Here is a 12185-nt window from a genome sequence, read left to right on the forward strand (position 1 = left end):
GTGCGGTACGCGGCGCGCCCGAGTGCGACCTGCAACCTCAAGCCGATACCTGGCCCAGCCACGCTCCTTAGCGTGGCTGGGCGGGGACCTTTGGCCGAGCAGCAGCCCGTTCGCAGTTTCGCAAACGAGACCCTTGCCCGCTCGAGGGAGCCCCCCTCGGGGCTCAATTTGAGGGGCGTGCCGGTTGGTGTCCGGTGCCCACTCTTCGCCTTGGCGCACGCTCTCAGAGCGCCTCGCCCTGGTTACTCCTTCAGATCGAGCATGGGGGTAGGCCGGCGGAAGCCGCGGGTCAAGACGAGCAGGTACACAAAGCCCACGGCCAGCCAAACGAGGCCCACGACGAGCGCGCGCGGCGACAGGCTGGTCCAGAGCCAGAACGTGAGCACAACGCCGATGGCCGGAACGAATAGGTAATTGAGCGTTTGCAGCCCTCCTCGCTTCCTCAGGCCGAAGAAGTGGTGCTTTATCACCGACAGGTTGACCGCGCTGAAAGCGATGAGTGCGCCAAAGCTGATCATCTCGGCCAAGAGCCCGAGGTCGATCACCACGGCAAGCAGCGACACGATTGAAACTGTCAAGATCGAAAGCACAGGTGTGTCGAAGCGCGCGCTGAGTCGACCGAAGATCCGCGACGGGAGGACACCATCTCGTCCCATAGCGAAGAGAATGCGGGCGACAGAGGCCTGCGAAGTCAGGGCGGAACCAGCCGCACCGGCGATATAAGCGGCGAGGAACAAGGTCGAAAGGAACGCACCGCCTGCCTGGGCGACCACGTCAAGAGCTGCGGAGTCCACGCTGGTAAAGGCGTGGCTCGGCAGGATGAGGTGGCTCACATATGCCAACCCGATGAAAGTCACTCCAGCAATGAGGGTGATGATCATGATTGCGCGGGGCAGGCTCTTCTTCGGATCGCGGGTCTCCTCGGCAAGCGTGGAGACGGAGTCGAAACCCAGAAACGATAGGCAGAGTACAGCAGCACCGGCGGCCAACGGCCCGAATCCGGGAGCCGTACCGTTCCCGACGAAGGGTGCGAGCAAGTCGACGCTCGTTCCGCGCCCGATGGTTGCCGCCGCCACACCCACGAAGGCGACGATGAAGATCGCCTGCACGGCGATGACGACCACGTTCGCGCGGGCTACGGACGCGATCCCAACGATGTTGAGAATGGTCACGAGTGCGATCGAAGCCAGCACGAAGGTCCAAGCAGGAACGCTCGGAACGGCCGCATTCAAGTAGATCCCGATAACCACGTAATTGATCATGGGCAGGAACAAGTAGTCCAGCATGAGCGACCACCCGGTCAGGAAACCGACCGCTGGTCCGAAACTGCGCTGAGTGTAGGTGTACGCAGATCCGGCAAGCGGAAACGCACGTGCCATTTGGCCGTATGAACGCGCCGTGAAGACCATCGCAACCAAGGTGATCAGATACGCCAACGGCAGGCGCCCGCCGGTCATCTGAGTGACGATGCCGTAGGTGGTGAACACGGTGAGTGGCACCATGTAAACGAGGCCGAACAGCACAAGCGAGGGCACTCCCAGTACCCGGCGCAGTTGCCCCTGGCTGGTAGCGACTTCCGCCGAGGCGGCAGGTACAGCGGTGGACTCTGTCGTCATGGATCTTCTCTCTTCTTCTAGTGTTCGCGATTGTTTCGACCCACGGCATTCACCGCTGGAACGTCGGCGCACCTGCGAGGTAGGTGGCACGGATACCGGTCAATGGCAGTTCGGTGGGGCAAACCGTCCTGGGGTCCCGGGCGAGCCAAACCAGGTCTGCGCTGGCGCCCACGCGGATTTCGCCCCACGGCGCCTGCGTTCGCGCGGCACCGGCTTGACTGGCCACGCCGCTTGTGTAGGCGGCGAGGGCGGTTTCGGCGTCGAGCCGTTGCTCTGGCATCCAGCCACCTGCCGGTTCGCCGTCGATCGTGGCCCGGGAGACCGCGATGCCGATGCCCTCCAGGGGAGACGCCGACGAGCAGGGCCAGTCCGAACCGAATGCCAGCGTTGCCCCAGTTTCGACGAGAGTGCGCATCTGATACTGCCGATCCGTGCGCTCGAGCCCCAAGCGAGGGACCGTGAGTACAGTCATCAGAGCGTCCATCTGCGCCCAGAGCGGCTGCATCACAGCTATCACATCGAGTTCCTTGAACCGGGGGAGGTCATCCGCGGCCGCAAGTTGCACATGCGCGATCACCGGCCGGCGATCCGCTGGCCCGTTCACACGCCGGGCGAGCTCGATGGCGTCCAAGGCACGTCGAACGGCCGCGTCTCCTATCGCGTGGATATGAGCCTGGAACCCGGCTGCGTCGATTGCGGTGACTGAATCGGCGAGGTGTTCGGCCGTCCAAACGAGCATCCCGTGCCCATGCAGGCCGGAGCAGTACGGCTCGAGCAGCGCGCCAGTCTCATTCTCGACGACGCCGTCAGCGAAGAACTTCACGCTGTTCGCGGTGAGTAGGGGGTGCCCCAGAAGCTCGACCTGCCTCCGTGCTTCGATCATGGCGGGAAGCGAAGCGGGAAAGTGGCGCGGGTCAGCGAGCAGTGCGAGGTTGACCCGGGTCGACAGTGCACCGCGGCGCGCGGCCTCCAGGTAGACGACGACGTCGGCCGGCTCAACCCAGGCGTCCTGCACCCACGTCACTCCCAGCTCGGCGAAGTGCTTGGTCGCTCGGCGGAGCGCATCGATCTGCTCGTCGAAGCTGAAGCCGGGGCTGACGGTTGTGAGGAGTTCTATGGCCCCCCACTCCCGCAGAATGCCGAGCGGGCTCCCGTCCGCCCGTCTTGGGATCTCGCCGAGTTCCGGTTCCGGTGTGTTCGCGTCGATGCCGGCGCGTTCAAGGGCCAGCGAGTTGCACCAGACGGTGTGGTAGTCCCAGGCGCGCAGCATGACCGGTCGGTCGGAGAGTGCTTCATCCAGCCATCGTGCGTCGAACAAGCCGCCGGGTGTGAGGGATCCGTCGTAGGAAGCGCCGATGATCCACTCTTTCTGTGGGTGCTTTTCGGCATAGCGGCGCACCTCAGCGACGATCTCGGCGATACTCGTGCAGGCGCGCACGCTCGGCCCGTTTTCCTCGAGACCACCGAAGAGCGGATGGGCGTGCCCCTCTCCGAAGGAAGGCATCAGGAAGCCGCCATCGAGGTCGACGACCTCGAAGGTCGCTGGGGTGGGGGACAACAGGTTCTGGTGCATCAGTTCACGGGCGTCATCATCGAGGGCCGCGATACGCCCCTCGCTCACGAGCACGGCGGTTGCCTCGGGCACCCCCGCACCCAACCAGGCGGTTCCGCCGATGAAAAATGTCAGGGCGGGGTCGGGAGCAATCAGTTCTGACACGGTGAGTCTCCTTGATTCTCGCAGTGCGTTTTTTCGATACGAACGTTGTTCGTATTGAGTAGAGTATGGGTTCGGACTCCTCGGGGGAAGAACCAGTTTTCAGGGAGGTGCTCTGTGTCGCTGTCGAAACGACAGATTGTGATTGCCGCGCTCGAACTCGCGGAGAAGCAGGGCGCCGAACGGCTCACAATGCGCAGCCTCGCAGCGAACCTGGATCGACGGCCATCGTCGCTCTACAATCACATCTCCGGTCGGGATGATCTGATCGAAGGGATGCGGGCACTCGTCGTCGAGGAAATCGACACCTCCGTCTTCGCAGTCAAAGGTTGGGACGATGCCGTCATTGTCTGGGCTGAGTCCTACCTGTCTGCCTTTGCGGCGCGACCGAGCTGCATTCGCCTCTTGGCCACCACGCCCATCACCGATCCTTCCACGTTGCGCATGTACGACATCGTGGTGAGCGCCCTTGTGCGCGGCGGTTGGGCCGACGGTGACGCGGTCGCTGTCATGCGGACGATTGAGGCACTCGTGCTCGGTTCCGCGCTCGACGCGATCGCACCGAGTTCGTTGCTGTCACTGGATGCTGTTCCGTTAGAACTCGAGGCCCTCCGTCGATCACTCGAGCCAGGACACCGAGACCGTGCGGGGGCCCGGGCGGCGTTCGTGCTGGGGATGGAAGCGCTTGTCGAGGGTCTGCGCGTACGTCTTGCCGCCGAGCGATCCAGCTCCGGGCCTCCGGGCCAAACATGAAAATGACCACACGGTAACTAGTCCATGCGTGCATATAGCTCACACCGAAAGGTAGACATGAAACTCTCCATCGCTGGATTGCAGACCGCGGGTTCCCCAGGGAACGTCGCCTCCAATCTCGGAGAACTGAGGGCAGCGGCGAGAACAACGAAGGCGGGTGGGGGAGAGCTCCTGATCACCCCCGAACTCTTCCTCACTGGATACAACCTCGGCGACAAGCTGTTCGATTTGGCCAAGTTGGATCTGCTCATCAAGGTGCAAGAGATCGCGCGGGAGGAGGGTCTCGCGATGATCGTGGGGCTGCCAGAGTACGAGGAGGATCGCCTCTACAACTCAGTTGTCTTCCTGGACGAGGGCGGCGCGGTGCTCGGTCATTACCGCAAGACGCACCTGTTCGGCAGCCTCGACCGGGAGCTCTTCACCCGCGGCGAGCAGCTCGTATCCACTGTGGACTATCGAGGTGTTCGTCTAGCCATGCTCATTTGCTACGACGTTGAGTTCCCCGAGACCGTTCGCGCCGCGGCGTTGGCGGGAGCTCATGCGGTCATTGTTGCGACCGCGCAGATGACGCCGTTCAAATTCATCGCAGAGCAGCTCATTCCAGTGCGCGCCTGGGAAAACCAGATCTACATGGCCTACGTCAACCATGACGGAGAGGAAGGCGACCTCGCCTACGTCGGTCGCAGCTCGATTGTGGACCCCTATGCGAGGGTGCTCGACTCGATCGTGCACGGCACACGGATACTGACCGCGGTCATCGATACAGAAATCGTCGACCAAGCTCGCCTCCGAAACCCGTATCTAAACGACCGTAGACCAGACCTCTACGACCCGTCGGCGTCAGCCCAAACCGTTTGATCCCTGTCGCACCAGACGGACTGAGAGAACTATTGGCTGCATTCTCCAAAGAGTCTAGAGCGGCCCACCGTCTGGGTCTGGGGACTTGATGCGCGCACGTTTATTCAACACCGGTTTGTGAGCTCGAGCGCATCCCGCTCGCTCATCTCCGAGATTCCAGGTATTGCCCCATTGCGTATTATCGTTTGAACGCCAGGCGCGAACACCGTGCATGACCTCACCGACCGGGGCACCGGTCCCAAGCTGCTCACCGGAGAGGGCGCAGCGATCGACACCACGATCGCATCCGGCAAGGTCCCCGGGATCTTCGCAGCTCTCGCCGAGTTCGAGCGGCCCTCCTCTCTGAGCGCACAGGAGTCCGAGGGATGCACCTCCAGGAAGATGATCGGTGAACCTGGCGGGATGTTACCGAACCGTCGCTCGTCACGGCTCTTGACCCGGTACTCGGCCTCGGTGTCTTCGTCGGGTTCGTGGGAAATGATACGGATGACGTCGTAGTCCTCAGCATCTGATGTCACAAAGTCGAGCGCGTGGGAATCCAACACTACGGAGGTCGCCCGCAGCTCGAAAGAGCGTCGCACCCGGGAGAGGATCGACGTGGTCATGATGGCGAGGATGAAGAGCGCAGCGATCCGCACGCTGTCCGGGCGTTCGATGACGTTGGCGATCGTCGTGTAGATAAGGATCAGCGCCGTGATGCCGAACCCGACTGCGCTCCAGCGTTGTCCCTTGCGCCGGGCGGAGAGGGTCACCGCGACGGCGGCCGAGGTCATCAGCACGAGCACTCCGGTGGCGTACGCGCCGCCCTGGGCGTCGACGCTCGCCTGGAAGGCGACAGTGATGAGGAAGGCAATCGCGGTGAAGACGAGCACAAGCGGTCGAACGGCCGGCGCCCACTGCGGCGCCATGCCGTACCGCGGCAGATATCGCGGCACGAGATTGAGCAGACCGGCCATCGCTGACGCACCGGCGAACCACAGGATGCAGATGGTGCTGGGGTCGTAGACGGACCCGAAAAACGGACCGAGGTACTCGTGAGCGAGATACGCAAGGGCGCGACCGTTGGCCGGGCCGCCGGGCTGGAAGTCCTTCTGTGGAATCAGCAGGGTCGTGACGAGACTGGACGTGATCAGGAAGCCACTCATGATCAGAGCCGCCGTGGTCAGGAGTCGCTTGGTGCCGCGGATCCGGCCCGCGGGGTCATCCTCGGTATCGGTCGCGTCCCCGGTCACTTGCGGCATCACGGCGACCTCGGTCTCGAATCCGGACAGGCCCAGGGCTAGCTTGGGGAAAACCAGCAGGGCGATGCCCACCATGACGAGCGGGTTTGCGTGTTGCTCGGTGAGTGCCGCCCACCAATCAGTAATCAAGTCGCGTGTTCGGCGACATGACCGATGGCCACCACGATCACCACCAGGTTGAGGAGCAGATAGATCGCGACGAGCACAACTGCGATACCGATGGCCTCTTTGAAGCCGAGGAGGAAGACGATGCTGAGGAGCGCGACGAGGAAGAGTGTGACCAGCACCTCCTGGCCCTGCATCCAGGACGGGGCGAACGGATTCTCGATAGCGTGCGCCGCGGCGTCTGCCGCGGACAGGGTGATGGTGATCATGAAGTCCGTGGCGGCGAAGCCTGAAGGCCGTTGCGAAGGTAGTCGACCGCCTCGTCGAGAGATTCCCTCATAGTCCGCGGCCCAGCTTCGGGCGGGCGGTCCTTGAAGAGCACAAGGCTTTGGATGGACGTCCGATCCGAGAATACGTGCCCGTGCTGGTTGAACACAGGGCCAAAGGACGGCTGCGCCTTCACGACGCAACAAAAACGTCATAGGCCTAGAGGTGAACGATGCGCGCGTGACGAGCGGTCAGGCAGCGGTGCTGTCGTTTCGCGCCTCGCGCCTCAGACGGGTGCGTGCAGCATGCTCAACTAAATTGGGTACGTAGGCACGAATAGGGTTTTCCGAGAGAGCACGATATCCCTCGCGGACGGTCTCAGTGATGTGATCTCGGGGCGTACCCGGGAAATGTTGCGAGAGCCGGTCAACCATTGGACCCACCGTAGTGGGGTCTTGCTCAATTGGGGTCACAAGCTGAGTCTGTCGCAAAGCCGGTTCATCGCCAAAGACCATGCCAAACGCCCCCGTAGACCGATTTGCGTGCTCCGCACTTTGTCGACACCGTTCGTCACGCCGAATCGACCTCGACGACGTAGTCGATGTGGGCGCATCCCTCATCGCGGGACCCGAGAACGATATTGCCGACCTCGAAATCCAGCGGTTCGACGGCGAGCTCTCGCGTGAAGTTCCGTCCCGCGGCCTAGATCCTGATTCCGCATGTGGCCGCCATCACGCTCGCGAACGAGGGCCGGAGCTAGCGGGCCGGAAGCCGCTTGCTCCGGAGTGCCCCACGCTGAAGGCGGCCGCTCGCCGGCCGATCCGGTGGCTGGGTGCTCTCCGGCGCTCTGGCACAGGCGGCGCGGCCACCCGGGCGTAGAAGAACAGTTTGGCGAATTCCACCAGCAGCAGGTAGACCACGATCAGACCGGCAAGTGCCAGGAAGAAGGGTGCCGGGAGCGGTGCGAAGCCGAGCAGGGGCCCGAGCGCTGAGAACGGCAGATACGCGCCGATGGCCACCACTCCGAACGCTGCCACAGTGAGCCCCGTCGACGGCCGGCTGCGCAGAAACGGTACTCGTCGGGTTCGGATCGAGAAAATGATCAGCGTCTGGGTGGCGATCGATTCAATGAACCAGCCCGACCGGAACTCGCCGGGTCCCGCGTTGAACACCAGAAGCATCAGGGCGAAGGTGGCGAAGTCGAAGAGTGAGCTGATGCCGCCGAAGAGCAGCATGAAGCGGCGGATGAACCCGATGTTCCAGTGCGCCGGCGCCCGAACCTGCTCCTCGTCTACACGGTCGCTGGGGATGGCGAGCTGGCCCGCGTCGTAGAGCAGATTGTTGAGCAGGATCTGTCCCGGCAGCATCGGCAGGAAACTCAAGAATACGGATGCCACGGCGGCGCTGAACATGTTCCCAAAGTTGCTGGACGTGCCCATGAGCACGTACTTGATGGTGTTGGCAAAGGTCCGTCGTCCCTCGACGACTCCATCCGCCAGCACGCCCAGGTCCTTCTCCAGGAGCACGATGTCGGCCGCGTCCTTGGCGACGTCGGTCGCGCTGTCCACCGAGATACCCACATCGGCGTCGTGCAGCGCCAGCGCATCGTTGACCCCGTCACCCAAGAACCCGACCGCCCTCCCGTTGGCGCGCAACATCCGGATCACCCGCGCCTTCTGCTCGGGCGAGACCCGGGCGAAGATGGTCGCCTGCTCGGCGGCCGGACCGAGCTCCGCGTCGGAGAGCCCATTGATCTGCACCCCAGTCAGGGTTCCACCGGAGATCACGCCGAGGTCGGCGCAGGCCCGCTCAGTGACCCGGGCATTGTCGCCCGTCGCAACTTTCACCGTGATTCCCAGCGCCTCGAGCCGATCCAGGGACTCGCGGGCATTCGCCTTCTGCTCGTCGGCGAAAAGAAGGAACCCGGCCAGAACCAGGTCGTGCTCATCGGCGATGCTGATCCGTTTCTGGCCCACGGCCGGGCGGCTGGCCACGGCGATGACGCGGGCACCGGAGTCGAACTGCTCGGCAAGCAGTGCGAGGGCCGCGTCGGAGGTGCCGATGCAGATACGCAGCAGGTCTTCCGGCGCACCCTTGGCTACCAGGCTGACCGTTCCCTCGCCGTCCCGGACCAGCACGCTGGTCATCCGCCGGTGGTGGTCGAACGGAGTCACGTCGAGGTGCGCGTAGCGCGATGGCTCGAACGCCGCGGCGGCGGGGGACTGCCAGAGGGCCGCGTCCAGCGGATTCTGGCCCACCGTGGAGACCTTGCCGCCGGTGAAGTCCGCCTCGGTCGCAACCAGCCCAAGCACGGCTACTTCCTCATCAGAGACCTCGGGACGAACCGACATGGTGCCGGTGAACCGGATGCGCCCCTCGGTCAGGGTGCCGGTCTTGTCCGTGACCAGAACATCCATGTCGCCCAGATCCTCAATGCAGACCAGCCGCTTCACGAGGACCCGGCGCTGGGCCAGACGTCGCGCACCTGTGGCCAGACTCGTGCTGACCACGGCGGGGAGAAGCTGCGGGGTGATCCCCACCGCGATGGCGAGAGAGAACAGCAGTGACTCGAGCAGCGGGCGCTGGAGCACCAAGTTGGCTAGGAAGATCAGGCTCGTCAGCACCACGGCCACGCGCACGAGGAGGAACGAGAAGCGCTTCAGCCCGAGCTGGAATTCAGTCTGGGGCTGCGTTTCCCCGAGCCCCAGGGCGATCCGCCCGAATTCGGCGCGTCCGCCCGTGGCCACGACGACGCCCATGCAGCTGCCAGTCTGAATCACGGTGCCCATGAGCACGCAGGAGGCCAGGTCGCCGGGAGCGGCATCTGCCGGCACTGGGGTCGGGTTCTTCTCGACCGGCAGCGACTCCCCGGTGAGAATGCTCTCGTCGCAGAGTAGATCCTCACTCCGCAGTACACGGATGTCCGCCGGCACGATCGAACCCAGCCCGAGATGCACCACGTCACCGGCGACCAGCTCCACCACGTCAATCTGCCGAGCGGCACCGTCCCGCACCACGACGGCGCGCCGCGACACCCGGGAGTGCAAGGATTCCACGGCCTGCTCGGCCCGGAACTCGTTAACGAACCCAAGCCCCACGCTCGCCACCAGGATGACGGCGATGACGATCGAGTTCGTGACATCGCCGAGGAAGAGCGAGAGGGCGGCGGTCAGGAACAACAGGATCAGGATGGGGCTGCGCAGTTGCCTCACGAGCACCGGCCACGCCCGGGCTGCGTGGGTGCGCACGGCGTTGGGGCCGAACTCCGTCAATCTTCGAGTCGCTTCGTCGTCGCTCAGGCCGTCCGGGGACGACCCCAGGTCGGCCAGCACCTGCTCCGGTGGGCGGCTGGCGAACCGGGCCAGAGCCTCCTGCACTGCCGGGTCTGGCATCTGAACGCCTCCGCCGGAGCCGTTGAATGGACCCCGCGGCCAGACTGGCTCATCTTCTGCAACGCGGCAAGTGTCCAGGTCGGTTTGAGGCGCGATAAGGATTGCTTCCTGCGACAAATACCGGGCGACCGTGCTGACACAGCCCGGGCTGCCCAATGCACCGTTCATTGCGTCGAGGCCGGTTAGGTGGGTCAAGGTATTCCGCTAGATTCGTCTCAGAAATTGCAGGGGACTCCCGGTCAGATCGAGATCAGGAAAGGTCTAGACGCTTCGGTCGAGGCGTTCACTTGCGCCGTCGGAAACCGTCGGTCCCGCACTGTGTCGAGAAACTCCACCACTCAGCGGGACGTGACCCCTCACTTGCTCCTCCTCGCGCTCGTGGGGTGCATCATGGGTCTCATACTCGTGGACCCTACGTGTCAGGGTTGGGTGAGGCCAGCAGCTAACAGCAAGTCCGCCGCATGACGTAGGGCGAGAACCAGGAACCGATCCACCATGCCCAGCCCATCTTTGATCGCCGTGCGCGACGATAGTCCAATGAATACCAGCAGTCCCGGACCCAGATCCGGAGGTCCGACGCCGAGGCGCTCGTTCACCCCGGCGCAGAAACTCGAGCACCTGGCCGCCTACGAGGCCGCCATCCAAAACAACACGGGCGGCGCCTACCTTCGGGAGCAGGGGATCCACTCCTCGCAGATCACCGAGTGGCGCAAACTCCTGGCGGGCAAGAAACCGGGCGAGAAGATTGGCCGGTTGACGCCGGAACAGGCCGAGATCGCGAGACTGCGTCGCCAGCTTGGCAAGGCCGAGCAGCGCCTCGCGACCACGGAGGTGGCCTTAACCATCATGGGAAAAGCGCACGAGCTCTTGGAGCAGTTGTCCAAGAGCTCGCGGGACGACAAACCGCACACCGACTCCTGATGGCCGCCTACCGACAGCTGACCATTGCTGGCGTTTCGACCCGGATCGCGGCACGGCTGACCGGGATCTCCCGGGCGACGGCGACCCGGAAACCGTCCCTCCCGCTGCCTGTCCCGGCGCCCCCGGTGGTGCCGGCGAACAAGCTCAACAGCCTCGAGCGGGCCAGGATTCTGGCGGTGGTGAACTCGCCCGGCTACGTTGATTTGCCGCCGATCCAGATCTACGCGCAGCTGCTCGATCAGGGCGTCTATTTGGCGTCGATCTCAACGATCTACCGAATTTTGGCCGAGAACAAACAGGTCAAGGGACGCCGCCGCCTGGCCCGCCACCCGTCCCGGGCGATCCCGGAACTGGTCGCGACCGGCCCGGGGCAGGTCTACTCGTGGGACATCACGAAACTGGCCGGACCGATCAAGGGCACGTACTTCGACTGCTACGTGATGATCGACATTTACTCCCGGTACATCGTCGGCGCCCACGTCCACGCGTCGGAGTCCGGCGAGTTGGCGGTGGAGATGATGAGGGAAATCTTCGGCATCCACGGCGTCCCGCACGTCGTCCACGCGGACCGGGGCACGTCGATGACGTCGAAGACCGTCGCGACGATGTTGTCGGACCTGGAGGTCACCAAGTCGCACTCCCGCCCCCGGGTGAGCAACGACAACCCGTTCTCCGAGGCATGGTTCAAGACCTTGAAGTTCGCCCCGGTGTTTCCTGAACGCTTCGGCTCCGTGGGCGAGGCGCGGGTGTTCATGGCCGACTTCGTCGAGGGTTACAACCACACCCATCGCCATTCTGGGATCGGGCTGAATACCCCCGCGGACGTCCACTACGGCCTCGCGGCCGGCAAGGCCATCGACCGGTCAGCGACCTTGGCCGCCGCACGCGCCCAGAACCCGGAACGATTCGGCACCACGGCCGACCCGAAGATCCTCGCCCTGCCCGGCACCACCTGGATCAACAAACCAGCCGAGCAAGAAGAGAAGGAACAGGAAGCAAAACTAGCCGCCTAAACTCACGCTGGCCTCATTCACCTTGACAAATTCCGGGACGGCGGCCACCAGATCAACCTCTTGAGGGGCGTCTGCGTTCATCGCGCCGGGTCGTAAGCGTCAGAAATACAGGTTCCGTGAAAGTCTCAGTCAAGTCCTAGCTAAGAAGCGCAAACCGGTGTAAGGATCTCAGGGCCCGCATTCATCGACGCCCGGGCATATGCCGGCCGGAACCCAACGTTTCTCCAGTACAAGTTGGGGTCAGCGAGTAAATAGACGTAGGGTCGGCCGGACTGGCATGGTCAGTTTCGACGCGCCAATGGGTA

At 63.8% G+C, this 12185-nt stretch carries 8 protein-coding genes and 1 pseudogene; 4 read left to right on the forward strand and 5 right to left on the reverse strand.

Going from position 1 to position 12185, the window contains the following annotated elements:
- Positions 1-242: 242 nt before the first annotated feature.
- Positions 243-1616, reverse strand: a complete 1374-nt coding sequence (locus tag E3O49_RS01030; protein ID WP_134365156.1) for an APC family permease — start codon at positions 1614-1616, stop codon at positions 243-245.
- 49 nt (positions 1617-1665) lie between these two features.
- Positions 1666-3333 carry an amidohydrolase gene (locus E3O49_RS01035; protein WP_241976124.1) on the reverse strand — a complete coding sequence of 556 codons (1668 nt, stop codon included), beginning with the start codon at positions 3331-3333 and terminating at the stop codon, positions 1666-1668.
- A 114-nt stretch (positions 3334-3447) separates the two neighbouring features.
- Between E3O49_RS01035 and E3O49_RS01040 the strand changes: the two genes are divergently transcribed.
- Positions 3448-4083 carry a TetR/AcrR family transcriptional regulator gene (locus E3O49_RS01040; RefSeq protein ID WP_134365157.1) on the forward strand — a complete coding sequence of 212 codons (636 nt, stop codon included), beginning with the start codon at positions 3448-3450 and terminating at the stop codon, positions 4081-4083.
- Between the two features lie 57 nt (positions 4084-4140).
- Positions 4141-4941 (forward strand): carbon-nitrogen hydrolase family protein, encoded by an 801-nt coding sequence (locus tag E3O49_RS01045; protein WP_134365158.1) that lies wholly within the window; start codon positions 4141-4143, stop codon positions 4939-4941.
- Positions 4942-5276: 335 nt separating this feature from the next.
- Here E3O49_RS01045 and E3O49_RS01055 read toward each other — a convergent pair.
- Positions 5277-6613, reverse strand: a pseudogene (locus tag E3O49_RS01055) (APC family permease); the annotation flags it as partial.
- Between E3O49_RS01055 and E3O49_RS18980 the strand changes: the two are divergent.
- Positions 6577-6771 carry a three-helix bundle dimerization domain-containing protein gene (locus tag E3O49_RS18980; protein WP_134365163.1) on the forward strand — a complete coding sequence of 65 codons (195 nt, stop codon included), beginning with the start codon at positions 6577-6579 and terminating at the stop codon, positions 6769-6771. The pseudogene E3O49_RS01055 and the gene E3O49_RS18980 overlap by 37 nt on opposite strands.
- A gap of 34 nt (positions 6772-6805) precedes the next feature.
- Here E3O49_RS18980 and E3O49_RS18985 read toward each other — a convergent pair whose 3' ends face one another.
- Entirely contained in the window at positions 6806-7174 is a 369-nt protein-coding gene (locus E3O49_RS18985; RefSeq protein WP_370263955.1) for a three-helix bundle dimerization domain-containing protein, read from the reverse strand.
- 111 nt (positions 7175-7285) lie between these two features.
- Positions 7286-9946, reverse strand: coding sequence for a magnesium-translocating P-type ATPase (gene mgtA, locus E3O49_RS01065; RefSeq protein ID WP_134403111.1), 2661 nt, complete (start codon positions 9944-9946; stop codon positions 7286-7288).
- 537 nt (positions 9947-10483) lie between these two features.
- Here mgtA and E3O49_RS01070 point away from each other — a divergent pair.
- Positions 10484-11880, forward strand: a protein-coding gene (locus tag E3O49_RS01070; protein ID WP_134450866.1) for an IS3 family transposase whose coding sequence is annotated in 2 segments (ribosomal slippage) — positions 10484-10826 and positions 10826-11880 — 1398 coding nt in all. Because the reading frame shifts where the segments join, the coding sequence is not laid out codon by codon here.
- The last annotated feature ends 305 nt before the right edge of the window (positions 11881-12185 follow it).

The organism is Cryobacterium shii (genome assembly GCF_004402595.1).
GTDB classification, from domain to species: Bacteria; Actinomycetota; Actinomycetes; order Actinomycetales; family Microbacteriaceae; genus Cryobacterium; species Cryobacterium shii.